This window comes from Lutispora sp. QWL-02 (assembly GCF_058315355.1).
The window spans coordinates 1,255,962-1,280,521 of the sequence record NZ_CM177762.1 but is presented as its reverse complement, the minus strand read 5'-3'; the positions used below and the strand labels follow the sequence as shown (position 1 = coordinate 1,280,521).

The window sequence follows — 24,560 nt, the reverse complement described above, 5'->3', positions numbered from 1 at the left end:
AAATTCCCTCCTTATCTTTAAAATTCAAGTCCTGCTTCTCTAGCTGCACTGGCAAGTTCCATAACTCTACCATGATAAATATAGCCGCCTCTGTCAAATACGACCTGCTTAATCCCTGCTTCAATGGCTTTTTTAGCAATCAACTCGCCTACTGCCTTTGCAGTTTCCTTATTGCCGCCATTTTCGAACTTCTCCTTAACATCTTTGTCAAGGCTTGAAGCGGCGACTAATGTAACGCCTAAATCATCGTCAATTATCTGTGCATATATATTGTTAAGACTCCTGAATACATTGAGTCTCGGTCTTTCAGCAGTTCCAAAAACCTTTGTTCTAACTCTTAAATGTCTTTTCTTTCTTAAGTCATTTTTGCTGGCTTTTGTGATCAATCTGAGTCACCTCTTTCCATTATTTCTTACCGGTTTTGCCTTCCTTACGTCTTACATGCTCATAGCTGTATTTGATACCCTTTCCAAGATATGGCTCAGGCTCTCTGACAGCCCTGATGTTTGCCGCATGTGTCCCAACTAATTCTTTATCGATGCCCTTTATGATTATTCTGTTGGGAGCAGGCACTTCTGTTGTGATGCCTTCCGGATCAACAAATTCTACGGGGTGTGAATATCCAATAGTCAAAGTCAGCTTATTTCCTTGCTTTGCTGCTCTATATCCAACTCCGTTTATTTCAAGAGTCTTTTCATAGCCCTTGCTTACTCCCTCCACCATGTTGTGGATAAGAGCTCTCGTTAAACCATGTAAAGCTCTGTGTTGTTTCTGATCTGTCGGTCTTTTTACTGTAAGAACTCCACTCTCAACTTCGATAATCATGTCTTCATTAAGCTTCTTATGAAGCTGTCCTTTGGGCCCTTTTACAGTCAATGCATTTTTTGCATCTATTTTAACTTCAACTCCCTGAGGAATTGATACAGGTAGTTTACCTATCCTAGACATTTTTCCACCTCCTGTTATGAAGATCTGCTACCATACGTAGCAAAGTACTTCTCCGCCCAAACCTTCCAGTCTGGCATTCTTATCAGTCATGATTCCCTTTGAAGTTGATATTATAGCTATGCCTAAGCCGCCTAATACCTTGGGAACTTCATCTCTCTTTGCATAAACCCTTAGCCCGGGCTTGCTTATTCTCTTGAGTCCGGTGATAACTTTGCCTTTGTTGGGGGTATATTTCAATGTGATCCTGATCATACCCTGTGCGCCATCATCAATTATCTCAAAGGATTTTATATATCCTTCTTCTAAAAGAATTTCGGCCATAGCCTTTTTTATATTTGATAAAGGAACATCGACTGTGTGATGTTTTACAGTGTTTGCGTTCCTTATTCTTGTTAGCATATCAGCAATTGGGTCGCATATAACCATATTTCTTACCTCCTTTACGATAACGCTTACCAGCTGGCTTTTTTCACTCCTGGTATCTGTCCTTTGTATGCTAATTCCCTGAAACATATACGGCAAATTCCGAATTTTCTTAAGTATCCGTGGGGTCTGCCGCAAATCTTGCATCTATTGTAAGCCCTGGTAGAGAACTTCGGAGTTCTTTGTTGCTTTAATACCATAGATTTTTTTGCCACATTTTTCCCTCCTATCCACTAAATTGCATAAGGCATTCCGAGGAGTCTCAGCAGTTCTCTTGCCTCTTCATCGGTATTTGCAGTTGTAACAAAAATTATGTCCATTCCTCTGATTTGATCCACTTTATCATATTCAATTTCCGGGAAAATAAGTTGTTCTTTTATGCCCAATGCGTAATTTCCCCTGCCGTCGAAGGATTTTGTCGATAAACCTCTGAAGTCTCTTACTCTGGGTAATGAAACGTTGAATAGTTTATCAACAAATTCAAACATTCTGTCTCCTCTTAAAGTTACCTTAGCGCCGATATTCATGCCTTTTCTAACTTTAAAAGCAGCAACTGATTTCTTAGCCTTTACTACTACCGGTCTCTGACCTGCTATCAGAGCTAATTCCGATACAGCAGCATCAAGACCCTTTGCATTGTCCTTAGTATTTCCCAAACCCATATTCAAAACAACCTTTTCAAGCTTTGGGATCTGCATCACGCTTTTATATTGAAACTTCTGCATCATAGCAGGAGCTACTTCATTCAAGTACTTTTCTTTAAGCCTAGCCAATTATTTTACCTCCTTTCAGAGCCTTTTATTTATCTAACATGTCACCGCAGCTCTTGCAGTATCTTACTTTTGTTCCATCTTGCAATATTCTCTTGCCTGCTCTTACACCTTTTTTGCACTTATCGCACCAAAGCATAACTTTGGAAGCAAATATAGGTGATTCCTGGTGTATTATGCCGCCTTGCTGAACTTTTTGAGATGGTTTCTTGTGCTTAGTGCTCATGTTTACGCCTTCCACTATAACCTTGCCGTCCTTTGGAAGTCCAACAAGCACCTTTGCCTTTTTGCCTTTATCTTTACCGGAGATTACGACTACTGTATCTCCCTTTTTTACATGCAATTTTTTAGCTTCCATAATGCCACCTCCTTTAGAGCACTTCAGGTGCTAAGGATATGATCTTCATAAAGTCTTTTTCCCTAAGCTCCCTTGCAACAGGTCCGAATATACGTGTCCCCTTTGGTTGCTTGTCATCTTTTATTATCACGGCTGCATTTTCATCAAACTTTATATAGCTGCCGTCCGGTCTTCTCAAACCCTTCTTGCTTCTTACTATTACGGCTTTTACAACCTCGCCTTTTTTAACAACACCACCTGGCGTTGCATCTTTAACAGAAGCAATTATTATATCTCCAATGTTTCCATATCTCCTCAATGAACCGCCTACTACGCGGATGCACAATAGTTCCTTTGCGCCTGAATTGTCTGCTACTCTTAAGCGCGATTCCTGTTGAATCATTCAAAACCCTCCTTTCGGAATTTACTTTGCTCTCTCAATTATCTCAACAAGTCTCCATCTTTTCTCTTTGCTTAAAGGCCTTGTTTCCATTATTGTAACTCTATCGCCAATTTTGCACTCATTGTTTTCGTCATGAGCTTTAAATTTTGTTGTTCTTTTTATAGATTTTTTATATAACGGATGTCGTACCAGCGTCTCAATGGCAACAACTATTGTTTTATCCATCTTATCGCTGACTACTTTTCCGGTCCTTGTCTTTCTGTTACCTCTTTCCACAGACTAAACCTCCTCTCGACTATTTGTTCTCTACATCTTTGAGTTCCTTTTCCCTGAGAATAGTCTTTACACGTGCAATAGACTTTTTAACATCTTTGACCTTCATAGGGTTTTCCAACTGACCGGTAGCCATTTGAAACCGTAAATTAAAAAGTTCACCTTTGAGTTCTAAAAGCTTTTGTTCTAGTTCGTTTGATGACATTTCTCGGATCTTATTAGCCTTCATTACCTTCACCCACTTCCTCAGTTTCCTGACGGGTTACGAATTTGCACTTTACGGGCAGTTTATGCATAGCCAATCTCATAGCCTCTCGTGCAACCTCCTCAGATACACCCGCAATTTCAAATAATACTCTTCCCGGTTTTACTACCGCTACCCAGTATTCTGGTGAACCCTTTCCCGAACCCATACGAGTTTCAGCAGGTTTTTCTGTAACCGGCTTGTCAGGGAATATCTTTATCCAAACCTGACCGCCTCTTTTTATATATCTTGTCATGGCAATTCTGGCAGCTTCTATCTGATTGCTTGTAATCCAAGCAGGCTCAACAGCCTTCAATCCGTATTCACCATATGTTATGGTATTGCCTCTCAAAGCTTTACCTGCCATTTTGCCTCTCATTTGCTTACGACGTTTAACTCTTTTTGGCATTAACATATTATTCTACTCCTCCTTCCTCAACTACTTTCTTAGCTTCTGGAAGTACCTCCCCTTTGTATATCCAAACCTTCACACCTATTCTTCCGTAGGTGGTGTGAGCTTCCGCAAAGCCATAATCAATGTCAGCCCTCAATGTCTGAAGTGGTATAGTACCTTCTCTGTACCATTCGCTTCTGGCAATTTCGGCTCCTCCAAGTCTTCCTGATGTCATAGCCTTTATTCCCTTAGCGCCGCTTCTCATTGTTCTTTGCATTGACTGCTTCATGGCTCTCCTGAAGGATATTCTCTTCTCTAATTGAGCAGCTATATTTTCTGCTACCAATTGAGCATCAAGCTCAGGTACTTTTATTTCTGATATGTTTATTGAAACGCTTTTATTGTTTACAAGCTTTTCAACTTCTTTCCTAAGAGCTTCAATGCCTGCTCCGCCCTTTCCTATTACCATACCCGGCTTTGCAGTACTTATATTGATCTTGACCTTATTAGCGGTTCTCTCGATCTCTATTTTTGATACGCCTGAAGCAAATAGCTTTTTCTTTAAAAATTCTCTCACTTTATTGTCTTCTATTAAAAGGTCTGAAAAATCCTTATCGTTTGCATACCATTTAGAATCCCAGTCCTTTATTATGCCCACTCTAAGTCCGTGTGGATTTACCTTTTGGCCCACTAAGAATCCCTCCTTCTTTATTCTTTTTCTGATACAACAAGTGTTATATGACTGGTCCTCTTCAATATTCTAACACCACGGCCTTTTGCACTTGCCATAAATCTTTTCAGTGTAGGTCCTTGAGTTGCGTAGGCCTCAGAAATATATAGCTTATCAACATCCATGTTGTGATTGTTCTCAGCGTTTGCAACTGCTGACTTTAACAGCTTTTCTAGTATTACAGATGCAGCTTTTGGAGTATGCTTTAATATGGCAAAAGCTTCACCCACTTTTTTCCCTCTGATCAAATCAATTACTATATTGACTTTCCTTGAGGAAATTCTTATATATTTAGCAACTGCTCTTGCTTCCACGGGATGTACCTCCTTCCGTATTAGGATTATTATTTAAGTGAAGTTGATTTTTCTGTATGATTGCCATGTCCTCTGAAGGTTCTGGTAGGCGCGAATTCCCCAAGCTTGTGTCCCACCATGTCTTCAACAATATATACCGGAACATGCTTCCTTCCATCATGAACAGCAATAGTATGGCCTACCATTTCCGGGAATATTGTGGAGCTTCTTGACCATGTTTTCAGAACAACTTTCTTGCCGGATTTATTCATTTCAACTATTCTCTTAAATAGTTTTTCTTCTACAAAAGGCCCCTTTTTAATTGATCTACTCATTAATTTGCCTCCTTCCCAACTATTTTGTTGCGACTGCGGGTTATGTAAAAACCTAACTCGCAACTCGCAACCCATGTCCTACAAGAATTATTTCTCATTTCTTCTCTTAACAATAAATTTGTTGGACAGTTTCTTTTTATTTCTTGTCTTATAACCAAGTGCAGGTTTGCCCCAAGGAGTTAACGGTCCGGGTCTTCCTACCGGTGACTTGCCTTCGCCGCCGCCATGCGGATGGTCTACAGGGTTCATTACGGAACCTCTTACTGTAGGTCTTACTCCCATGTGTCTCTTTCTTCCGGCCTTACCTATGCTTACGATTTCATGCTCAAGGTTTCCTACCTGGCCGATAGTTGCCTTGCATTCAATCCTTATCATTCTTACTTCACCGGATGGAAGTCTCAGCTGAGCATAGTTGCCTTCCTTGGCCATAAGCTGGGCTGCGTTTCCTGCTGCTCTAACCAGCTGACCACCCTTGCCGGCCTTAAGCTCAATATTGTGAACAAAAGTACCAACCGGGATGTTCTTTAGGGATAATGCATTTCCAACTTTAATATCTGCATTCTCCGAGGATATTACAGTGTCCCCTACCTTTAAACCATGGGGTGCTATTATATATCTCTTTTCACCGTCAACATAGTTTAACAAGGCTATATTTGCTGTTCTATTCGGATCATATTCTATAGCGGCAACCTTTGCAGGAATGTCCACTTTATCTCTCTTGAAATCTATTATTCTATATTTTCTTTTATGTCCTCCGCCCTGATGTCTGACTGTTATCTTTCCGTAATTATTTCTCCCTGCCTTGCTCTTGATTATTTCAACCAAGGATTTTTCCGGCTCTGTCTTTGAAATCTCTTCAAAGGTTGAAACCGTCATAAATCTTCTGGCGGGAGAAGTAGGTTTATATTTCTTTATCGCCATATTATTTCTCCTCCTGTTTTAAGCGGTAATTATCGGCGACCGCTTCCACTTTTCACTATTCACCAGCTCCAGCGCCCTATCCTGATATCCTGAGTTGTGAGCTCCGAAACCTGAGTTCTAGATTATAGCCCTTCGAAGAACTCAATTGCCTTGCTGTCCTGGGTAAGCTTAACGATGGCTTTCTTGTATCCGGGCCTTCTGCCTTCATATCTGCCCATTCTCTTCATTTTGCCCATCATTCTTATAGTATTTACCTTATCGACTTTTACTTTAAAAACTTCTTCTACGGCTTTTTTTATCTGATTTTTATTGGCATTGATATCCACTATAAAGGTGTATTTTTTATCTGCCATTTCGCCCATGCTCTTTTCTGTGATAACGGGCCTTCTTATGATATCGTAGGCATTCATTATACGTACACCTCCTCAACCTTCTCAACCGCTGATTTTGTTATGATGAATTTATCATAGTTTAAAATATCGTAAACATTTAATGTATTGACCAAGGAGGTCTTTACATTGGGAATGTTTCTTGCGGATTTTTCTACGTTCTCATTCTTTTCAGATAATACTATCAAAGTTTTTGAATCAGCATTTAAATTTTGAAGCATGGTTACAACCTGCTTTGTCTTTGGTGCATCAAAATTCAGTTCATCCAAAACTATTATATTATTATCACTTACCTTTGAGCTCAAGGCAGATTTCATTGCTATTCTTCTTATTTTCTTAGGCAATGTATATCTGTAGGATCTTGGCTTTGGAGCAAATACGATACCTCCATGAGTCCATTGAGGTGATCTGATGCTTCCGTGTCTTGCTCTTCCTGTTCCTTTTTGCCTCCAGGGCTTGATTCCGCCGCCGCGTACTTCTGCTCTTGTAAGAGCTGACTGAGTTCCTTGTCTTCTATTTGCTAAAAGCATCTTTACAACCTGATGCATAGCTTCAACATTAACATTTACACCAAATATACTGTCTTTTAATTCTATATCGCCGACCTGTTGTCCGCCTATATTATATAAAGCTACCTTAGGCATAGCACATCCTCCTTTCTCACCGTTTTATGCCTTCACCGTGTCTTTTATCATGACCAGTGAACCTCTTATTCCTGGTACTCCGCCTTTTACAAGTATATAGTTCTTTTCAGCATCTACTTTTACAACTTCAAGGTTTTGTACTGTCGTATTCTCATTACCCATTCTTCCAGGGAGCTTCTTTCCCTTAAAGGTCCTTGACGGGTCTGAAGATGCACCCATTGAACCAGGCGCTCTGTGGAATTTGGAGCCGTGTCTCATAGGTCCCCTATGGGCATTAAATCTCTTTATAGTTCCTGCTGTTCCTTTACCTTTGGAAACGCCGCTTACATCGACCTTATCTCCTTCAGCAAATACATCAGCCTTTATTTCCTGTCCTATTTCAAAGGATTCCGCATTTTCAACTCTGAGTTCTCTTAAGTATCTCTTTGTAGCAACCTTTGCTTTTGCGAAATGGCCTTTCATAGGCTTATTGACCTTTTTCTCGTCCTTATCCTGGTAACCCACCTGGATGGATGAGTAGCCATCGTTCTCCACTGTTTTCTTTTGCACAACCACGTTAGGTCCTGCTTGAATAACTGTTACTGGGATAGCCTTTCCTTCTTTGCTGAAAATCTGCGTCATCCCGATTTTTTTCCCTAAAATTGCTTTTTTCATCTTTCCACCTCCATAATTTACAGAGGACCGATAGTATCGGTCATACTAAATCATAATTGACAACCTTTATTACAGTTTGATTTCTATATCTACGCCGGCAGGTAAATCCAACCTCATCAAAGCGTCTACAGTTTTAGGTGTAGGGCTCAATATATCAATCAGCCTCTTATGAGTTCTCATCTCAAACTGCTCTCTTGCATCCTTGTACTTATGAACTGCTCTGAGTATAGTTATGATTTCTTTTTGAGTCGGCAGAGGCACTGGGCCTGACACCTTCGCTCCTGTTCTTTTTGCAGTTTCAACAATTTTCTGAGCTGATTGATCGATTAGATTGTGATCAAATGCCTTTAATCTGATTCTGATTTTTTGTTTTGCCATTTTTATTTCCCTCCTTTTCATCGCACGCGTCTATTTTACTCACGTACAACCGCTTACTGCCGTACACTAATCCGGGTGTGTTCTATTTTTTTATTTGGTGTACCCCGAAAGTACACCGGCAGTAGAGTCGCCCGAATTCTGGATTCAGACACTACTCCGCAAGAATTTCCCAAGTTGTAGTCTTGCAACCTCTTGCTTCATCGCATGCTTGTATTGACAACTATTATAGTTTAAACTATTTTGGTCACTTTGACAATAATTATTATTAGCTTTTTGCATATTTTTTTGCAAAACATTAACAAGGTTCGGGAGTCCGGCTTAAGCCGGACTCCAGGACCTTTTTATCAATACATTTTTTTATTCTATTATAGAAGCAACTGCTCCGGCTCCTACTGTCCTTCCGCCTTCTCTTATAGCGAATCTCAAGCCTTCTTCTATAGCTATCGGTGTGATAAGCTTTATTGTCATCGTTATGTGGTCACCGGGCATGCACATTTCTACTCCCTCCGGAAGTTCTATTACTCCTGTTACGTCTGTCGTCCTGAAGTAGAATTGTGGTCTGTATCCCTTGAAGAACGGAGTGTGTCTCCCGCCTTCTTCTTTTGTCAGTACGTATACTTGTGCCGTAAAGTGTGTGTGGGGCTTTATGGAGCCCGGTTTTGCCAGTACCTGGCCTCTTTCTATTTCTGTCCTTTGTACGCCTCTTAAAAGTACGCCTATGTTGTCTCCCGCTTGTGCCTGGTCAAGCAGCTTCCTGAACATTTCTACGCCTGTTACTACTGTTGTCTTCGGAGTGTCGTTCAGTCCTACTATTTCTACGTTGTCTTGTACCTTTACTGTTCCTCTTTCTACTCTTCCTGTTGCAACTGTTCCTCTGCCTGTTATGGAGAATACGTCTTCTACAGGCATCAAGAATGGTCTGTCTGTTGCTCTTTCAGGTGTAGGAATGTAGTTGTCTACTTCTGCCATCAGCTTATGGATTGCTCCGCACCATTGACAGTCTTCATTTCCGCATCCGCATTCCAATGCTTTTAATGCTGAGCCTGCAACTATCGGTGTGTCGTCTCCGGGGAATTCATATTCGTTTAACAGTTCTCTTACTTCCATTTCAACAAGCTCAATAAGCTCTGCGTCGTCTACCATGTCTACTTTGTTCAAGAATACTACTATATATGGCACTCCAACCTGTCTGGATAGGAGTATGTGCTCTCTTGTTTGAGGCATCGGTCCGTCTGCTGCCGATACTACAAGTATGGCTCCGTCCATCTGAGCTGCTCCTGTTATCATGTTCTTTACATAGTCAGCGTGACCCGGGCAGTCAACGTGGGCATAGTGTCTTGTTGCTGTCTGGTATTCAACGTGTGAGGTGTTTATTGTTATTCCTCTTTCTTTTTCTTCCGGTGCTTTGTCTATTTCATCATATTTTGTTGCTGTCGCTCCACCAAATTTTGATAATACTGTGGTTATTGCTGCTGTCAGTGTCGTCTTTCCATGGTCAACGTGTCCTATGGTTCCTATGTTTACATGGGGTTTCGTTCTTTCATATTTTGCCTTTGCCATTTTTTACTTTTCCTCCTTTATATCCGATTTAAGTATCACTTATTTTGACAATACTTTTTCTGCAATATTTTTCGGCACTTCTTCAAAGTGGCTCATTTCCATTGAATAGACTCCTCTTCCCTGAGTCCTTGATCTTAAATCCGTAGCATAGCCGAACATTTCAGCCAAGGGTACGAAGGCTCTGATAACCTGTGCTCCCATCCTGGCTTCCATGCCTTCTATTCTTCCTCTTCTGGAGTTAATATCTCCTATTACATCGCCCATATAGTCTTCAGGCACCGTAACTTCAACCTTCATTATAGGTTCCAACAAAGCGGGATCGGCTTTTTTCATACCTTCCTTGAAGCCTATGGAACCAGCTATCTTAAAGGCCATTTCTGATGAGTCCACTTCGTGGTAGGAACCATCATACAATGTCACCTTTAAGTCTATAACATTGTAACCGCCTAAGATTCCATTCTGCAGCGCATCCTCTACTCCGGCCTGAACTGCGGGAATGTATTCCTTAGGTATCACTCCGCCTACTATCTTATTGACAAATTCAAAGCCAGTGCCCGGTTCTTTCGGTTCCAGTTCAAGCCAAACATGTCCGTATTGTCCCTTACCGCCGGACTGTCTCACGAATTTGCCTTCTGCCTTAACCTTTTTCTTTATGGTCTCTTTATATGCTACCTGAGGTTTTCCTATATTGGCTTCAACCTTGTATTCCCTCAGCATTCTGTCAACTATTATCTCAAGATGCAATTCTCCCATGCCGGCTATTATCGTCTGACCCGTTTCAGTATTTGTATAGGTTCTGAATGTCGGATCTTCTTCAGCCAGCTTGGCCAAAGCTATCCCCATCTTATCCTGGCTTGCCTTAGTCTTGGGCTCTATTGCCACATTGATAACAGGCTCAGGGAACTGCATTGATTCTAATATGACAGGTGAGTCATCCAGGCAAAGAGTATCTCCTGTAGTAGTATCCTTAAGGCCGACTGCAGCTGCAATGTCACCGGTATAAACCTCTTTTACTTCTTCCCTGTGATTTGCGTGCATCAGCACTATTCTGCCCAGTCTTTCCTTTTTTCCCTTAGTTGAGTTATACAAGTAAGAGCCTGATTCTACCTTTCCTGAATATACTCTGAAGAAAGCCAGCTTTCCTACATAGGGATCAACCATGATCTTAAAGGCCAGAGCTGAGAAAGGTTCTTTATCGTCAGGATGTCTGACAATCCTTTCATCGCCTTCAATAGTAGTACCTTCGATGGCAGGAATATCCAAAGGTGAGGGCATATAGTCCACAACTGCATCCAAAACCCATTGAACCCCTTTGTTCTTGTAGGATGACCCGCAAAGAACGGGAGTCATCTTGACTGCCAATGTGCCTTTTCTTATAGCTGCCTTAATTTCTTCCTCACTTATCTCTTCGCCTTCAAGGTATTTCATCATCAGTTCTTCATCATTGTCTGATGCTGCCTCGATCATCTTATCCCTGTATTCCTTGCATATATCTTTGAGATCTTCCGGTATCTCGGTTTCTTCTATTTCCTTGCCCATGTCATCCTTATATATCTCTGCTTTCATGGTAACAAGATCGATGATACCCACAAAGGTATCTTCTTTTCCAATGGGGATCTGTATGGGTACAGCATTGGTCTTGAGCCTATCCTTCATCATTTCAACAACTCTGAAGAAATCGGCACCCATGATATCCATTTTATTTATATAAGCAAGCCTGGGTACATTATATTTATCCGCTTGACGCCAAACTGTTTCAGATTGGGGCTCAACGCCGCCTTTTGCACAGAACACCGCAACTGAACCATCGAGAACACGCAGTGACCTTTCTACTTCAACAGTAAAGTCCACGTGCCCCGGCGTATCTATAATATTTATTCTGTGGCCCTTCCACTGAGCAGTAGTCGCAGCAGAAGTGATCGTTATCCCTCTTTCCTGCTCCTGTTCCATCCAATCCATAGTAGCAGAACCTTCGTGAGTCTCCCCGACCTTGTGAGTTCTGCCTGTGTAGTACAGAATTCTTTCAGTGGTCGTGGTCTTTCCTGCATCTATGTGGGCCATTATTCCTATGTTTCTGGTTTTTTCTAACGGAAATTGCCTAGGCACTTAAATCCTCCTCCCTATAGCAAGAATCACTTATATGTTTCCCAAATATTTCAGCATTACACAATTCTCTATCAAATATAACTACCACCTGTAATGTGCAAAAGCCTTATTTGCCTCAGCCATCTTATGAGTGTCTTCTCTCTTCTTAACACTGGAGCCTACGTTATTGGCAGCATCCATTATCTCTCCTGCCAATCTTTCTTTCATGGTTCTTTCTCCTCTTTTTCTGGAGTAGTCAACCAGCCATCTCATCCCCAATGCTTGTCGTCTGTCAGCTCTGACTTCAATAGGTACCTGGTAAGTGGCTCCACCTATTCTTCGGGCTTTAACTTCTAAAACAGGCATTATATTGTTCATAGCTGTTTCAAATACTTCTAAAGGATCTTTACCTGTCTTGTTCCTTATTATTTCAAAAGCTTCATATATAATTTTTTCAGCCGCGCCTTTTTTTCCGTCAAGCATAATATTATTTATGAGCTTAGAAACTACCTTGTCATTGTACAGTGGATCAGGTAAAACGTCTCTCTTTGGAATAAATCCTTTTCTTGGCACTTTGCTTCCCTCCTTAACATTTAATTATTCATCGGTACTCGGCAATGTATAAAAACATGATGCCGTTGTGCGCAAAATATATATTTACACGGCATAGCCGTGATATAATATCCGCACAATATTATTTCTTGGGTCTTTTGGCACCGTATTTGGATCTACCTTGCTTTCTGTTGGCAACTCCGGCAGCATCCAATGTTCCCCTGACGATATGATACCTTACGCCAGGCAAATCCTTTACCCTGCCTCCTCTTATAAGCACGACAGAGTGCTCCTGCAGGTTATGACCTATACCGGGAATGTAACCTGATACTTCTATTCCGTTCGTAAGTCTTACTCTGGCAATCTTTCTTAAAGCAGAGTTAGGCTTCTTTGGAGTAGTTGTCTTAACTACAGTGCATACTCCTCTCTTCTGCGGGGACTCCTCTAGTGCCGGTGCAGTGGATTTGTAAGTTACTTGCTGTCTGCCCTTTCTAACCAACTGGTTTATGGTAGGCATCAAATACACCTCCTTAAATATTTTTTGGCCTACAGGAAAGCTAAATTCTGCAATATAGACTTTCCCGTCATGGATGTGATAAAGGCTCCTTTGTCATTAAAACGCTTCCATCGGAGGCCTTTTTATATAAAATATGCCCCTTCAATTGAAGGGGCGTATTTTAGTCATTCAATAGAGATGCGCAAGAAGCATTAACCTCTATATCGCATGCCTCTCCAAGTTTCTTCATCGTGTCAATATACACAACTTCAACTTCTTTCCCCCTGCATACTTCTAATATGCTGTTTTTTATGCTATCTTCTGCATCGTTTGCAATATAAACTGTATGTGCACTGCCATTTTTTATAGCTTTTATGGTTTGTTTCAACCCAATTATCCTTTTCTTCGAGGACTTCAACCTTTCCATATCATATCGCCTCCTCATCATTAAAAAGAATACGGCTTTTTTTAGCATACTTTTTTATTTTAGCATTATGCTTATTTTTTTGTCAATACTAAATATTTTGCTGTTCTTCGGCATTTTCTTCGGGAGCTTCCTCAGGCAAAGCTATATTGGCATCCTTATATCTCTTCATGCCTGTTCCTGCAGGTATGAGCTTACCTATTATAACATTTTCCTTAAGCCCTACCAGCGGATCTATCTTGCCCTTTATAGCCGCTTCCGTGAGCACCCTGGTGGTCTCCTGGAAGGATGCCGCAGACAAGAAGGAGTCTGTAGCCAAAGATGCTTTGGTGATACCCAGCAGCGTTCTCTTTCCTGTTGCCTTTTCTCCGCCCTGCTTTGCTATATCTTCGTTTTCTTCTTCAAACTTAAAGATGTCAAACAAGCCTCCGGGCAGCAGATCAGTATCTCCCGCATCATCAATCTTTACTTTTCTGAGCATCTGCCTTACTATTACCTCTATATGCTTATCGGCTATATCAACACCCTGCAATCTGTAAACCCTCTGAACCTCCTGAAGCAGGTAGGATTGAACCCCTGCTATTCCTTTTATCTTCAAAATATCATGGGGGTTAACGGAACCTTCGGTTATTTCATCTCCGGCTTCGATCCTGTCTCCATCATAGACTTTAAGCCTTGAACCGTAAGGTATTGCATAGGTCCTTGTATCTCCGTCATCCGCGATGACTATTACCTCTTTCTTCTTCTTGTTTGAATCATTGACCTTCACTATGCCGGGTATTTCCGATATGGTTGCCAGACCTTTAGGTCTTCTTGCCTCAAAAAGCTCCTCAACCCTGGGGAGACCTTGAGTTATGTCGTCTCCTGCAACACCGCCCGTATGGAAGGTTCTCATGGTAAGCTGAGTACCCGGCTCGCCGATGGATTGTGCGGCGATAATTCCTACAGCTTCTCCGATATTTACCGGATCTCCGGTGGCAAGATTCATGCCGTAGCATTTCGCGCAAACGCCATATCTGGAATGACAGGTCAATACCGAACGAATATAAACCTTCTTTATTCCTGTCTTGACAATTTTTGAAGCCATGTCATCAGTTATCATGACACCTTTCTTAACCAGCGCTTCACCTGTCTCCGGGTGAACAATATCTGCCATTGCAAGTCTTCCTGCAAGTCTGTCTTCCAATTTCTCAATTATCTCACTGCCGTCTTTTATTTCACTGACCCAGAGCCCTTCCTCTGTGCCACAGTCATCTTCCCTTACTATAACATCCTGACTTACATCCACAAGCCGTCTGGTCAGATATCCTGAATCCGCAGTTCTTAAAGCCGTATCCGCCAAGCCCTTTCTGGCTCCATGGGTAGAGGTAAAGAACTCCAAAACGTTAAGTCCCTCACGGAAGTTAGCTTTTATGGGGATCTCTATTATTCTTCCCGATGTATCGGCCATAAGTCCCCTCATGCCTGCCAGCTGGCTTATCTGGTTGACGCTTCCTCTGGCTCCCGAGTTTGCCATCATGTATACGGGGTTTAATCTGTCCAGGTTATCCATTAGGGCTTTAGTAACTTCTTCCTTAGTATTTTTCCAGGTTTCTATTACTTGCTCATATCTTTCTTCGTTTGATATGAGGCCCCTTCTATACATCTTTTCAATATTGTCAACCTTTGAATCTGCTTCCGAAAGCAACTTTCTCTTTGTTTCGGGTATGTCTATATCGCTTACTCCTATCGTTACCGCTCCCTTAGTTGAATAATGGAAGCCAAATGCTTTGATTTCATCAAGCACCACGGCAGTTTTAGCAGAACCATGCCTCCTATAGCATTTATCTACTATTTTGCCCAGCATTTTTTTATCTATCGGTATGAGATTGCCTTCCTTATCCTTTGGATCATATTCGAGAACAAACTCACTTCCTTCAACCGTTCTATCAACAAAGCCCACATCTTGAGGCATGGAATCATTGAATATGAAGCGGCCTACCGTATTCTCAACAAGCTTGTATTCGGTCTTTCCATCGATATTTCTGGCAAGCTTTGCTTTAACCATAGCATGAAGTCCGACTTCCCCCAATTGATATGCCATAACCATCTCGTCCAAATCGGAGAATATCTTCCCTTCTCCTTTTTCACCGGGAACATGTATTGTCAAATAGTAAATTCCCATTACCATATCCTGGGTCGGGCTCACTACAGGCCTTCCATCCTTTGGCGCCAAAATATTGTTTGCCGAAAGCATCAAAAATCTGGCTTCAGCTTGTGCTTCCACAGATAATGGAACGTGAACCGCCATCTGGTCTCCGTCAAAGTCCGCATTGTATGCCGTGCATACCAGCGGATGGAGCTTAAGCGCCCTGCCTTCAACCAGAACAGGTTCAAAGGCTTGTATTCCCAGCCTATGAAGTGTTGGTGCACGATTCAGGAGTACCGGATGCTCTTTTATTACCTCTTCGAGAACATCCCATACTTCTGTCTTGACCCTCTCAACCATACGCTTTGCGCTTTTAATATTATGAGCGAGGCCATCCTTTACAAGCTTCTTCATCACAAAGGGTTTGAAAAGCTCAAGAGCCATCTCCTTGGGAAGGCCGCACTGGTAGAGCTTCAAATGAGGTCCCACAACTATAACGGAACGTCCGGAATAGTCAACACGCTTGCCCAAAAGATTCTGTCTGAATCTTCCCTGCTTTCCCTTGAGCATATCGCTCAATGATTTAAGCGGCCTATTGCCGGGGCCGGTAACAGGTCTTCCGCGTCTGCCGTTGTCGATTAAGGCATCAACGGCCTCCTGAAGCATTCTTTTCTCATTCCTGACAATTATATCCGGTGCTCCAAGGTCCAGAAGTCTTTTCAACCTATTATTCCTGTTTATAACCCTTCTATATAGATCATTCAAATCCGAAGTAGCAAATCTGCCTCCGTCAAGCTGCACCATTGGCCTTAAATCCGGCGGGATTACAGGAATAACATCCAGAATCATCCACTCAGGCTTATTGCCGGACTTTCTGAAAGCTTCTACCACTTCAAGCCTTCTTACAGTTCTAAGCTTCTTTTGTCCCGAGCTGTCCTTTAGGTCATGTCTCAATTCTTTAGCCAGTTGGTCCAGGTCTAAAACAGCAAGAAGCTCTTTTATTGCTTCAGCACCCATTCCTGCTCTGAATCTGGAGCCATATTTTTCAATAGCTTCTCTAAATTCTTTTTCGTTTAGTATCTGCTTTACAGATAGACCCGTATCTCCCGGTTCGATCACAATATAAGAAGCAAAATACAATACCTTTTCCAGCGCTCTTGGCGACATATCCAATAACAATCCCATACGGCTGGGTATACCCTTGAAATACCAGATATGAGATACAGGAGCAGCCAGTTCGATATGGCCCATCCTTTCTCTCCTTACCTTAGCTTTGGTTACTTCAACACCGCATCTGTCGCAGATTATGCCCTTATATCTGATTCTTTTGTACTTGCCGCAGTGGCATTCCCAGTCCTTGGTAGGCCCGAATATTCTTTCACAGAATAAACCTTCCTTTTCCGGCTTCAAAGTTCTGTAGTTTATGGTTTCAGGCTTTTTTACCTCTCCTCTTGACCATTCCCTTACTTTCTCCGGGGATGCCAAACCAATCTTTAATGATTCGAAGTTGTTTAATTCCAACAAGGGCTCTTCTCTCCCTTCCTTTAATAATCTTCCTCTTCTTCTTGGGTCTCATTCTTTATCAAATCATCTATATCCAAATCTATTTCGAAATCTTCTTCTTCTGCGTCTTCATCATAGTCATCATATAAATTGTCTTTTTCCTCTTCAACTCCACCTTTGTAAGGAAGATTTGAAAGGTCGACATCTTCGCGGGTCTCCATTTCATTGCTGAGGTCTTCTAAATCATCATCAACAGATTCTTTTATTGCGATTTCCTCATTTTCTTCAGAAAGCACTTTTACATCCAGTGCAAGGCTCTGAAGCTCCTTTATCAATACCTTAAAGGATTCCGGAACTCCCGGCTCAGGTATATTTTCTCCCTTGACGATGGATTCGTAGGTCTTCACTCTGCCCACCACATCATCAGACTTCACAGTAAGAATTTCTTGCAGCGTATGAGCCGCACCATAGGCCTCCAATGCCCAAACCTCCATCTCCCCGAATCGCTGGCCTCCAAATTGGGCTTTTCCGCCTAACGGCTGCTGAGTTACAAGGGAGTATGGCCCTGTGGATCTGGCGTGAATCTTATCATCTACCAGGTGGAGGAGCTTGAGTATATACATGTAGCCTACCGTAACATCATTGTCAAAGTACTCTCCCGTTCTGCCGTCCCTCAATGTGATCTTTCCTGTCCTGTCAAGATCTACATCTACAAGAGGATTATCCTCTAGGCCCCCTAATAAATTCTCCAGATCTTTTGCATTATTTAAGTCGGCATCTTTAATCTTTCCTTTAAAATGGCTGAGCTTTTTATCCAGCTCAAATACAGGATCGCTCAAATATTCATTGATTATCTCTACATTTTCATCTATATTAAAGTCGCCTGGCTCCTCGTCTTCCGTATAGCTTATCTTGTTCTTTATGGCTTTTAGCTGTTTTTTAACTTGAATGAATTTATTGGCAGTTTCCAAGGTATCCATTATATCATTCTCATTGGCACCATCAAATACAGGCGTAGCTATCTTCCATCCCAGGGCCTTGGCAGCCAAACCGAGATGGACTTCCAGCACCTGTCCTATGTTCATACGCGATGGCACTCCAAGAGGATTTAATACGATCTCCAAAGGCGTCCCATTTGGCAGGAAAGGCATATCCTCTTCAGGAAGGATTCTGGATATAACTCCCTTATTCCCGTGTCTTCCGGCCATCTTATCTCCAACGGAGATCTTTCTCTTTTGGGCTATATAAACCCTTACCAATTGATTCACACCGGGAGGCAGCTCATCGCCGTTTTCTCTTGTAAACACTTTTACGTCAACTATTATGCCTGCTTCGCCATGGGGCACTCTCAGCGACGTATCCCTTACTTCTCTGGCTTTTTCGCCGAATATGGCCCTCAGCAGTCTTTCCTCGGCCGTAAGCTCGGTTTCACCCTTTGGGGTCACCTTGCCTACCAATATATCTCCGGTTCTCACTTCAGCGCCTATCCTGATAATGCCTCTTTCATCCAGATCCTTTAAAGCTTCTTCACCTACATTAGGTATATCCCGGGTTATTTCCTCGGGCCCCAGCTTTGTATCACGCGCTTCGGCTTCGTATTCTTCTATATGAATAGATGTAAACACATCTTCTTTAACCAGCTTTTCACTTATCAATATAGCATCCTCATAGTTATAGCCTTCCCAGGTCATAAAACCGATGAGCACATTTCTTCCAAGTCCGATTTCGCCATAATCCGTCGAGGGACCGTCGCCGATTACCTGACCCTTCTTTACTATTTCACCTTTTTTAACAAAAGGTCTCTGGTTTATGCAAGTGCCCTGGTTGGATCTCAAGAACTTAAGAAGCTTATACCTGTCTCTGCCGCCATCATCGTTTCTTATCACTATTTCATTGGAGCTTACCTTTTCCACAACGCCGCCATTCCTTGCCAGTATCACAACACCGGAATCAATGGCTGCTTTATATTCCATTCCTGTACCCACTATAGGGGATTCAGGCTTAATGAGAGGAACCGCCTGCCTTTGCATGTTTGAGCCCATGAGGGCGCGGTTGGCGTCATCATTTTCAAGGAAGGGTATCATAGCTGTAGCTACCGAAACTACCTGCTTGGGCGATACGTCCATATACTCAACCTCTGATATGGGCACAACCACTATCTCATGCCTTATCCTGGCTGTAACCTTTTTGTCTATAAATCTTCCTTCCGCATCCAGGGCTTCATTGGCCTGGGCTACGATATAATCATCTTCTTCATCAGCAGTTACATATACGATTTCATCAGTTACTATCTTTTCTCCGTTTTCATCAGTCTTAACGACCCTATAGGGTGCTTCTATAAAACCATACTCATTGATTCTGGCATAGGTACTGAGGCTTCCTATAAGCCCGATGTTAGGACCTTCGGGAGTTTCTATAGGGCACATTCTGCTGTAATGGGAGTGATGAACGTCTCTGACTTCAAAGCCGGCTCTTTCTCTGGACAGTCCTCCCGGGCCCAAAGCGGAAAGCCTTCTCTTGTGAGTCAGCTCTGCCAGCGGGTTTGTCTGATCCATGAATTGGGACAATTGGCTGCTTCCAAAAAATTCTTTGATAGAAGCGGCTACCGGTCTTATATTTATAAGCTGCTGGGGAGTTACAACATCTATATCCTGTATGGTCATTCTCTCCTTGACGACTCTTTCCATACGGGAGAGGCCGATTCTGAACTGATTCTGCAGAAGCTCTCCAACGGATCTGAGTCTTCTATTCCCCAGGTGATCGATATCATCAACATTTCCTACACTGTATATGAGATTCAGATTATAGCTTACGGAAGCCATAATATCATCAATGACTATATGCTTAGGAATAAGGTCGTGTATTCTTTTTTTAATTTCTTCCTTTATATCTGCCTCGGATTCGTATTTGCTCAATATTTCTTTCAATATGCCTAAATTTACCAGTTCCCTGATATTTAAATCGGAAACATCAAAAGGCAAATATTTATTTATATCTACAACATTGTTTCCAAGAATCTTTACCGCTCTTCCTTCAGATAATATAAAGGCTTCATTTATACCGGCGTTCTGAATTTGCTGAGCCTTTTCTCTGCTTATCTTATCCCCGGCTGCAGCTAAAATTTCTCCGGTTTTCGGATCAACAATGTCTTTTTCAAGTTTCTGACCGCTCAATCTTGATGCTAAGGAAAGTTTTTTATTAAATTTATATCTCCCTACTTTTGCCAGATCATATCTCTTGGGATCAAAAAACAAGGATTCTAATAGAGATTTGGCGCTTTCAACTGTTGGAGGCTCACCGGGTCTGAGTCTTTTGTACACTTCAATAAGGCCTTCCTCGGTATTCTTGGTAGTGTCCTTCTGCAGCGTAACCTTTATTCTTTCGTCTTCTCCAAGCACATTTTCAATCTGTTGATCGGTACCATATCCGAGAGCTTTCAAAAGCACAGTAATCGGAATTTTCCTCGTTCTGTCTATTCTCACCCATAATACATCGTTAGAGTCCATTTCGTATTCCAACCATGCTCCTCTATTAGGAATAACCGTTGCTGAGTGCAATCTCTTTCCAGACTTATCTATCTGCTCATTATAATAAACTCCGGGGGATCTAACCAACTGGCTTACTATAACTCTTTCAGCTCCATTGATTATAAAGGTTCCCTGATCTGTCATGAGAGGGAAATCTCCCATAAAGACTTCTTGTTCTTTTACCTCGTTGGTAGATTTATTGGCAAGTCTGATTTTCACCTTCAGCGGCGCAGAGTATGTAACATCTCTCTCCTTGCACTCTTCAACACTATACTTGGGCTTACCATCCAAAGAATAGTCAACGAATTCCAATACCAGGTTTCCTGTATAATCTGAAATTGGAGATACATCGTTAAATACCTCTTTCAGACCTTCTTCCAGAAACCAGTTATAGGAATTTTTCTGGACTTCAATAAGATTCGGCATATCCATGACTTCATCAATGTTTGAGTAGCTCATTCTCTGATTTTTCCCAACAGAGATTGGATGTACCATAAGTCACTCACCCCTTAATAATAAATAAAGTAAAATAGCCAAAAGCTCTCCGACCATAACTGCTTTTGGTTAACTGAAAATTTTAGCATAGCTATTTTAATATTGCCTTTTTTAGTCAATCTTATACAGCCACATGCCTAAATATAGTAATTTCTTACACCAATGCAATATATAATATTAACATACCATCTATTGTCTGTCAATAAGTCAAATCAATTACTTTTTATGAATTTTGCTGCCTTCTCTAATATATTTCAACTCTGCTGTGCTTTTTTTATTTTGTCGATATTTCCCGGGAAATATGAGTATTTGTGTCAGATCGTCTGTGTATAATGTTGTCATTTTTGAAATGATACTAAAATGGAAAAGGATAGTTGTTAAAAGAGCCGCACATTATGCGGCTCTTGATTTATTTTATTTCTACTGTAGCACCTGTTCCGTCGAATTTTGCTTTTATTTCATCTGCTTCTTGTTTGCTTACGCCTTCTTTAACTGGCTTTGGAGCTCCGTCAACAAGATCTTTTGCTTCTTTTAAGCCAAGACCGGTTATTTCTCTAACTACCTTAATAACCTTGATCTTTTCTGCACCGGCAGCTACCAATACTACATTGAATTCAGTCTGCTCTTCGGCTACCGGGCCTGCCGCTGCAGCCGGGCCTGCTGCTACTGCTACAGGAGCTGCTGCTGTTACACCAAACTCCTCCTCTATAGCCTTAACTAATTCTGCTAATTCTAATACTGTCATGTTCTTTATTTCTTCTATGAACTTTAAAGTTTTTTCACTTGCCATTTTATTTACCTCCTAATATATTAAGCTTCCGCTTCTTTTTTTTCTTTTATAGAATTCAACATGTATGCAAGGTTTCTGACTGAGCCTTGCAATGCGCCAAGCAGCATAGCGATGAGAACTTCCCTTGACGGCAGATCTCCAAGAGCCTTTACAGCGCTTGCGTCCATGAAGCTGTTCTCAACGTAACCGGCTTTAACTGTTATCGGTGTCTTTGGCTTATCCTTTTGGAATTGATTTATTGTTTTAGCAGGAGCTACAACATCATCATATCCGAATACATATCCTACAGTGCCTTCCAAGAATTCATTCAATTCTTCTATCCCTGCTTCATGGGCAGCTCTTTTAAATAATGTGTTCTTGTAAACCTTATAGTCTACGCCTGCTTCCCTAAATCTCTTTCTCAGTTCAGTTACATCTTCAACGTTTATGCCTTTATAATCGACTAACAGCACTGATTTAGATTTCTGAAGCTTTTCTTTTACTTCATTAACAACTTGCTGTTTTGCTTCTAGATTTTTTGACATATCTACACCTCCTCTGTTGGATTATTGGCCTTTTGAATTTGAAAATACAAAAGACCTCTCCGTAGACTAAGAGAGGTCATAAATAAATTTATGATCGAACCTCGGTAGGAAATTAAGCTAAAGCACCTACTGTCTACGGTAATATGTTCAATTTTAACTCTGTGCTGTTATTCAACGACACGGAGAGGATTAACTTTGATGCCAGGTCCCATAGTGCTTGTCAATGTAACGCTCTTCAGGTAGGTACCCTTTGCTGCTGCAGGTTTAGCTTTTACTACAGCTTCCATCAAAGTTTTGAAATTGTCAGCCAGTTTTTCAGTTCCAAAGGATGCTTTTCCTATAGCAACGTGAACGATACTGGTCTTGTCAACTCTGTATTCAACTTTACCGGCTTTGATATCTTCAATAGCTCTTGATATATCAAAGGTTACTGTTCCGGATTTCGGGTTAGGCATTAAACCCTTTGGTCCAAGTATTTTACCTAGTCTGCCGACTACGCCCATCATGTCCGGGGTAGCGACTACTACGTCATAATCGAACCAATTTTCAGTTTGTATCTTTGCAACCAATTCCTCAGCACCAACAAAATCAGCTCCTGCTGCTTCTGCTTCTTTAGCCTTGTCACCCTTTGCAAATACTAAAACTCTAAGAGTTTTACCTGTTCCATGAGGCAATACAACAACGCCTCTAACCTGTTGATCCGCATGTCTGGGGTCAACACCCAGCTTAATGTGAACTTCTATGGATTCGTCAAATTTTGCCTTAGCTGTCTTTTGAACCAATTCAATGGCTTCCTTTGGATCATAAAGCTTGCCTGGTTCGATAAGCTTCATGCTTTCTTGGTATTTCTTACCTCTAAACATTACTTTTCCTCCTTGTGGTAAGCGGAAATTTTATTTCCTCCCACTTATTTTTAGTCTTCTACGACTACTCCCATGCTTCTTGCTGTACCTGCTACCATGCTCATTGCAGCTTCTATGCTGCCCGCATTGAGATCAGGCATTTTAAGCTCAGCAATCTCTCTGACCTTAGCTTTGGATATCTTTGCTACCTTGTTCTTGTTCGGTACTCCAGAACCGCTTTCAATTCCGACTGCCTTTTTTATTAGAACTGCTGCAGGCGGAGTTTTTGTTATGAAAGTGAAGGATCTGTCCTGATATACAGTAATAACAACAGGTATGATCAATCCTGCTTGCTTTGCAGTCTTTTCATTGAATTCCTTGCAAAAACCCATAATATTAACACCATGCTGACCCAAAGCAGGACCGATCGGTGGAGCGGGCGTAGCTTTGCCTGCGGGAACCTGAAGCTTTACTAATGCAGAAACTTTTTTAGCCATTGTTGCACCTCCTCTCACGGAAACTTCTATATATGAACATATATAAACTACTTCAAAGTTTCAATTTGAAGGAATTCCAATTCCACTGGAGTTTCTCTTCCAAACATTGAAACCATGACCTTTACCTTTTGCTTTTCATTATTGATTTCTAATATGGTTCCTACAAAGTTTTCAAAAGGCCCGGAAATAACTTTAACGCTGTCACCAACCCTGGCATCAAGCTTAACAGGAATCTTTTCAACACCTAAAGTTTTTACTTCCATATCGGTGAGAGGCACGGGTTTAGAACCAGGTCCGACAAAACCTGTCACACCCCTTGTGTTTCTAACAACATACCATGATTCATCAGTCATTATCATCTTGACAATAACGTATCCAGGAAATATCTTTTTCTGGGTGACCTTCTTCTTTCCGTTCTTTATCTCTATTTGCTCTTCGATGGGCACCTTTACCTCAAAGATCACATCCTGCATATTTCTATTCTCAACGATTTTTTCAATATTAGCCTTTACCTTATTCTCATAGCCGGAATAAGTGTGAACCACATACCACTTGCCTCTTTCTTCCATCAGTAAGCAGACCCCGTGATGAACACGATAGTCTTTCCTCCTTTTACTATTTCATTAGGAATATATCCAATATCTTCCCAAAAGCCATGTCTACAGCCCATAATGCTACTCCTATGATAAGTATAGAAACCAAAACTACTTCCGTATGCTGTAAAACTTCTTTTCTGCTCGGCCAGCTGACCTTTTTCATCTCAGCCTTTGTTTCTTTGAAATACTTTTTCATGCTAAACTTCTTAGCTGTATCTGTCATATTTTCACTTCCTTTACAGCCTATTTTGTTTCTTTATGGGGAGTATGTTTTCTGCAGAATCTGCAGTATTTATTCATTTCCAATCTGTCAGGATCATTCTTCTTGTTCTTCATGTTGTTATAATTTCTCTGCTTGCATTCACTGCATGCAAGGGTTATCTTAACTCTCATTACAGCACCTCC

General features: G+C 41.5%; 32 protein-coding genes and 1 other annotated feature. All 32 genes read right to left on the bottom strand.

The annotated features are described in order from the left end of the window. Positions 1-17 precede the first annotated feature (17 nt). The gene (rplR, locus tag AC4HCY_RS05725; RefSeq protein ID WP_323433232.1) at positions 18-386 is read right to left on the bottom strand and encodes a 50S ribosomal protein L18; all 369 of its coding nucleotides are present in this window, start codon (positions 384-386) and stop codon (positions 18-20) included. Positions 387-405: 19 nt separating this feature from the next. After that, positions 406-948: a 50S ribosomal protein L6 gene (gene rplF / locus AC4HCY_RS05720; RefSeq protein ID WP_323433233.1), complete on the bottom strand. Its 543-nt coding sequence runs from the start codon at positions 946-948 to the stop codon at positions 406-408. 27 nt (positions 949-975) lie between these two features. Further along, a complete protein-coding gene (gene rpsH, locus AC4HCY_RS05715) occupies positions 976-1,374 on the bottom strand; it encodes a 30S ribosomal protein S8 (RefSeq protein WP_255228447.1) in 399 nt (132 codons plus the stop codon). A 26-nt stretch (positions 1,375-1,400) separates the two neighbouring features. Further along, complete coding sequence (locus AC4HCY_RS05710) at positions 1,401-1,586, bottom strand: type Z 30S ribosomal protein S14 (RefSeq protein ID WP_323433234.1); 186 nt, start codon at positions 1,584-1,586, stop codon at positions 1,401-1,403. Positions 1,587-1,604: 18 nt separating this feature from the next. Further along, positions 1,605-2,144 (bottom strand): 50S ribosomal protein L5, encoded by a 540-nt coding sequence (rplE, locus tag AC4HCY_RS05705; RefSeq protein ID WP_323433235.1) that lies wholly within the window; start codon positions 2,142-2,144, stop codon positions 1,605-1,607. A 25-nt stretch (positions 2,145-2,169) separates the two neighbouring features. Then, entirely contained in the window at positions 2,170-2,499 is a 330-nt protein-coding gene (gene rplX / locus AC4HCY_RS05700; RefSeq protein ID WP_323433236.1) for a 50S ribosomal protein L24, read from the bottom strand. 13 nt (positions 2,500-2,512) lie between these two features. After that, positions 2,513-2,881 (bottom strand): 50S ribosomal protein L14, encoded by a 369-nt coding sequence (rplN, locus tag AC4HCY_RS05695; RefSeq protein ID WP_255228451.1) that lies wholly within the window; start codon positions 2,879-2,881, stop codon positions 2,513-2,515. A gap of 21 nt (positions 2,882-2,902) precedes the next feature. Next, a complete protein-coding gene (gene rpsQ / locus AC4HCY_RS05690) occupies positions 2,903-3,157 on the bottom strand; it encodes a 30S ribosomal protein S17 (RefSeq protein WP_255228452.1) in 255 nt (84 codons plus the stop codon). A 19-nt stretch (positions 3,158-3,176) separates the two neighbouring features. Then, the gene (rpmC, locus tag AC4HCY_RS05685) at positions 3,177-3,383 is read right to left on the bottom strand and encodes a 50S ribosomal protein L29 (RefSeq protein WP_323433237.1); all 207 of its coding nucleotides are present in this window, start codon (positions 3,381-3,383) and stop codon (positions 3,177-3,179) included. Further along, entirely contained in the window at positions 3,373-3,813 is a 441-nt protein-coding gene (rplP, locus tag AC4HCY_RS05680; RefSeq protein ID WP_255228454.1) for a 50S ribosomal protein L16, read from the bottom strand. Before rplP ends, rpmC begins: the two co-directional genes overlap by 11 nt. Before the next feature lies 1 nt (position 3,814). Then, on the bottom strand, positions 3,815-4,483 hold the full coding sequence (gene rpsC / locus AC4HCY_RS05675) for a 30S ribosomal protein S3 (protein WP_323433238.1): 669 nt from the start codon (positions 4,481-4,483) through the stop codon (positions 3,815-3,817). Between the two features lie 17 nt (positions 4,484-4,500). Next, on the bottom strand, positions 4,501-4,836 hold the full coding sequence (gene rplV, locus AC4HCY_RS05670) for a 50S ribosomal protein L22 (RefSeq protein WP_255228456.1): 336 nt from the start codon (positions 4,834-4,836) through the stop codon (positions 4,501-4,503). Between the two features lie 29 nt (positions 4,837-4,865). After that, the gene (gene rpsS / locus AC4HCY_RS05665; protein ID WP_255228457.1) at positions 4,866-5,150 is read right to left on the bottom strand and encodes a 30S ribosomal protein S19; all 285 of its coding nucleotides are present in this window, start codon (positions 5,148-5,150) and stop codon (positions 4,866-4,868) included. A gap of 87 nt (positions 5,151-5,237) precedes the next feature. After that, on the bottom strand, positions 5,238-6,071 hold the full coding sequence (gene rplB / locus AC4HCY_RS05660) for a 50S ribosomal protein L2 (protein ID WP_323433239.1): 834 nt from the start codon (positions 6,069-6,071) through the stop codon (positions 5,238-5,240). A gap of 122 nt (positions 6,072-6,193) precedes the next feature. Then, positions 6,194-6,481, bottom strand: coding sequence for a 50S ribosomal protein L23 (gene rplW, locus AC4HCY_RS05655; RefSeq protein WP_255228459.1), 288 nt, complete (start codon positions 6,479-6,481; stop codon positions 6,194-6,196). Beyond that, positions 6,481-7,104 (bottom strand): 50S ribosomal protein L4, encoded by a 624-nt coding sequence (gene rplD, locus AC4HCY_RS05650; RefSeq protein WP_323433240.1) that lies wholly within the window; start codon positions 7,102-7,104, stop codon positions 6,481-6,483. Before rplD ends, rplW begins: the two co-directional genes overlap by 1 nt. Positions 7,105-7,128: 24 nt before the next feature. Beyond that, positions 7,129-7,758 carry a 50S ribosomal protein L3 gene (gene rplC, locus AC4HCY_RS05645; protein ID WP_323433241.1) on the bottom strand — a complete coding sequence of 210 codons (630 nt, stop codon included), beginning with the start codon at positions 7,756-7,758 and terminating at the stop codon, positions 7,129-7,131. Between the two features lie 69 nt (positions 7,759-7,827). Then, a complete protein-coding gene (gene rpsJ / locus AC4HCY_RS05640; protein ID WP_323433242.1) occupies positions 7,828-8,136 on the bottom strand; it encodes a 30S ribosomal protein S10 in 309 nt (102 codons plus the stop codon). Positions 8,137-8,493: 357 nt separating this feature from the next. Then, positions 8,494-9,696: an elongation factor Tu gene (tuf, locus tag AC4HCY_RS05635; protein WP_491095544.1), complete on the bottom strand. Its 1,203-nt coding sequence runs from the start codon at positions 9,694-9,696 to the stop codon at positions 8,494-8,496. Positions 9,697-9,735: 39 nt separating this feature from the next. Next, positions 9,736-11,802: an elongation factor G gene (fusA, locus tag AC4HCY_RS05630; RefSeq protein WP_491095546.1), complete on the bottom strand. Its 2,067-nt coding sequence runs from the start codon at positions 11,800-11,802 to the stop codon at positions 9,736-9,738. Between the two features lie 81 nt (positions 11,803-11,883). Next, on the bottom strand, positions 11,884-12,354 hold the full coding sequence (rpsG, locus tag AC4HCY_RS05625) for a 30S ribosomal protein S7 (RefSeq protein ID WP_255228465.1): 471 nt from the start codon (positions 12,352-12,354) through the stop codon (positions 11,884-11,886). Positions 12,355-12,475: 121 nt separating this feature from the next. Beyond that, positions 12,476-12,850, bottom strand: coding sequence for a 30S ribosomal protein S12 (rpsL, locus tag AC4HCY_RS05620; RefSeq protein WP_255228466.1), 375 nt, complete (start codon positions 12,848-12,850; stop codon positions 12,476-12,478). A gap of 160 nt (positions 12,851-13,010) precedes the next feature. Next, positions 13,011-13,256: a ribosomal L7Ae/L30e/S12e/Gadd45 family protein gene (locus tag AC4HCY_RS05615; protein ID WP_491095545.1), complete on the bottom strand. Its 246-nt coding sequence runs from the start codon at positions 13,254-13,256 to the stop codon at positions 13,011-13,013. A gap of 88 nt (positions 13,257-13,344) precedes the next feature. Next, positions 13,345-16,905 carry a DNA-directed RNA polymerase subunit beta' gene (gene rpoC, locus AC4HCY_RS05610; RefSeq protein WP_323431207.1) on the bottom strand — a complete coding sequence of 1,187 codons (3,561 nt, stop codon included), beginning with the start codon at positions 16,903-16,905 and terminating at the stop codon, positions 13,345-13,347. A gap of 20 nt (positions 16,906-16,925) precedes the next feature. After that, the gene (rpoB, locus tag AC4HCY_RS05605) at positions 16,926-20,906 is read right to left on the bottom strand and encodes a DNA-directed RNA polymerase subunit beta (RefSeq protein WP_323431206.1); all 3,981 of its coding nucleotides are present in this window, start codon (positions 20,904-20,906) and stop codon (positions 16,926-16,928) included. A gap of 409 nt (positions 20,907-21,315) precedes the next feature. After that, positions 21,316-21,696: a 50S ribosomal protein L7/L12 gene (gene rplL, locus AC4HCY_RS05600; RefSeq protein ID WP_323431205.1), complete on the bottom strand. Its 381-nt coding sequence runs from the start codon at positions 21,694-21,696 to the stop codon at positions 21,316-21,318. A 20-nt stretch (positions 21,697-21,716) separates the two neighbouring features. Then, positions 21,717-22,220 (bottom strand): 50S ribosomal protein L10, encoded by a 504-nt coding sequence (rplJ, locus tag AC4HCY_RS05595; RefSeq protein WP_323431204.1) that lies wholly within the window; start codon positions 22,218-22,220, stop codon positions 21,717-21,719. Between the two features lie 37 nt (positions 22,221-22,257). Continuing rightward, positions 22,258-22,377, bottom strand: a sequence feature (ribosomal protein L10 leader region). A 10-nt stretch (positions 22,378-22,387) separates the two neighbouring features. After that, positions 22,388-23,083, bottom strand: coding sequence for a 50S ribosomal protein L1 (gene rplA / locus AC4HCY_RS05590; protein WP_323431203.1), 696 nt, complete (start codon positions 23,081-23,083; stop codon positions 22,388-22,390). 50 nt (positions 23,084-23,133) lie between these two features. Further along, positions 23,134-23,559 (bottom strand): 50S ribosomal protein L11, encoded by a 426-nt coding sequence (gene rplK / locus AC4HCY_RS05585; RefSeq protein WP_255228473.1) that lies wholly within the window; start codon positions 23,557-23,559, stop codon positions 23,134-23,136. A 47-nt stretch (positions 23,560-23,606) separates the two neighbouring features. Beyond that, the gene (nusG, locus tag AC4HCY_RS05580) at positions 23,607-24,128 is read right to left on the bottom strand and encodes a transcription termination/antitermination protein NusG (RefSeq protein ID WP_255228474.1); all 522 of its coding nucleotides are present in this window, start codon (positions 24,126-24,128) and stop codon (positions 23,607-23,609) included. A 46-nt stretch (positions 24,129-24,174) separates the two neighbouring features. After that, positions 24,175-24,378 (bottom strand): preprotein translocase subunit SecE, encoded by a 204-nt coding sequence (secE, locus tag AC4HCY_RS05575; RefSeq protein WP_323431202.1) that lies wholly within the window; start codon positions 24,376-24,378, stop codon positions 24,175-24,177. 20 nt (positions 24,379-24,398) lie between these two features. Continuing rightward, positions 24,399-24,548 (bottom strand): 50S ribosomal protein L33, encoded by a 150-nt coding sequence (rpmG, locus tag AC4HCY_RS05570; protein WP_323431201.1) that lies wholly within the window; start codon positions 24,546-24,548, stop codon positions 24,399-24,401. Positions 24,549-24,560 lie beyond the last annotated feature (12 nt).

Excerpts from the sequence above, each read along its gene's own strand:
- rplF (WP_323433233.1), bottom strand. The coding sequence starts at position 948 with ATGTCTAGGATAGGTAAACTACCTGTATCAATTCCTCAGGGAGTTGAA.
- rpsH (WP_255228447.1), bottom strand. The coding sequence starts at position 1,374 with ATGGTTATATGCGACCCAATTGCTGATATGCTAACAAGAATAAGGAAC.
- rplX (WP_323433236.1), bottom strand. The coding sequence starts at position 2,499 with ATGGAAGCTAAAAAATTGCATGTAAAAAAGGGAGATACAGTAGTCGTA.
- rplN (WP_255228451.1), bottom strand. The coding sequence starts at position 2,881 with ATGATTCAACAGGAATCGCGCTTAAGAGTAGCAGACAATTCAGGCGCA.
- rpmC (WP_323433237.1), bottom strand. The coding sequence starts at position 3,383 with ATGAAGGCTAATAAGATCCGAGAAATGTCATCAAACGAACTAGAACAA.
- rplP (WP_255228454.1), bottom strand. The coding sequence starts at position 3,813 with ATGTTAATGCCAAAAAGAGTTAAACGTCGTAAGCAAATGAGAGGCAAA.
- rpsS (WP_255228457.1), bottom strand. The coding sequence starts at position 5,150 with ATGAGTAGATCAATTAAAAAGGGGCCTTTTGTAGAAGAAAAACTATTT.
- rplB (WP_323433239.1), bottom strand. The coding sequence starts at position 6,071 with ATGGCGATAAAGAAATATAAACCTACTTCTCCCGCCAGAAGATTTATG.
- rplW (WP_255228459.1), bottom strand. The coding sequence starts at position 6,481 with ATGAATGCCTACGATATCATAAGAAGGCCCGTTATCACAGAAAAGAGC.
- rplD (WP_323433240.1), bottom strand. The coding sequence starts at position 7,104 with ATGCCTAAGGTAGCTTTATATAATATAGGCGGACAACAGGTCGGCGAT.
- rplC (WP_323433241.1), bottom strand. The coding sequence starts at position 7,758 with ATGAAAAAAGCAATTTTAGGGAAAAAAATCGGGATGACGCAGATTTTC.
- rpsJ (WP_323433242.1), bottom strand. The coding sequence starts at position 8,136 with ATGGCAAAACAAAAAATCAGAATCAGATTAAAGGCATTTGATCACAAT.
- tuf (WP_491095544.1), bottom strand. The coding sequence starts at position 9,696 with ATGGCAAAGGCAAAATATGAAAGAACGAAACCCCATGTAAACATAGGA.
- rpsL (WP_255228466.1), bottom strand. The coding sequence starts at position 12,850 with ATGCCTACCATAAACCAGTTGGTTAGAAAGGGCAGACAGCAAGTAACT.
- AC4HCY_RS05615 (WP_491095545.1), bottom strand. The coding sequence starts at position 13,256 with ATGGAAAGGTTGAAGTCCTCGAAGAAAAGGATAATTGGGTTGAAACAA.
- rpoB (WP_323431206.1), bottom strand. The coding sequence starts at position 20,906 with ATGGTACATCCAATCTCTGTTGGGAAAAATCAGAGAATGAGCTACTCA.
- rplL (WP_323431205.1), bottom strand. The coding sequence starts at position 21,696 with ATGGCAAGTGAAAAAACTTTAAAGTTCATAGAAGAAATAAAGAACATG.
- rplJ (WP_323431204.1), bottom strand. The coding sequence starts at position 22,220 with ATGTCAAAAAATCTAGAAGCAAAACAGCAAGTTGTTAATGAAGTAAAA.
- rplA (WP_323431203.1), bottom strand. The coding sequence starts at position 23,083 with ATGTTTAGAGGTAAGAAATACCAAGAAAGCATGAAGCTTATCGAACCA.
- rplK (WP_255228473.1), bottom strand. The coding sequence starts at position 23,559 with ATGGCTAAAAAAGTTTCTGCATTAGTAAAGCTTCAGGTTCCCGCAGGC.
- nusG (WP_255228474.1), bottom strand. The coding sequence starts at position 24,128 with ATGGAAGAAAGAGGCAAGTGGTATGTGGTTCACACTTATTCCGGCTAT.
- secE (WP_323431202.1), bottom strand. The coding sequence starts at position 24,378 with ATGACAGATACAGCTAAGAAGTTTAGCATGAAAAAGTATTTCAAAGAA.
- rpmG (WP_323431201.1), bottom strand. The coding sequence starts at position 24,548 with ATGAGAGTTAAGATAACCCTTGCATGCAGTGAATGCAAGCAGAGAAAT.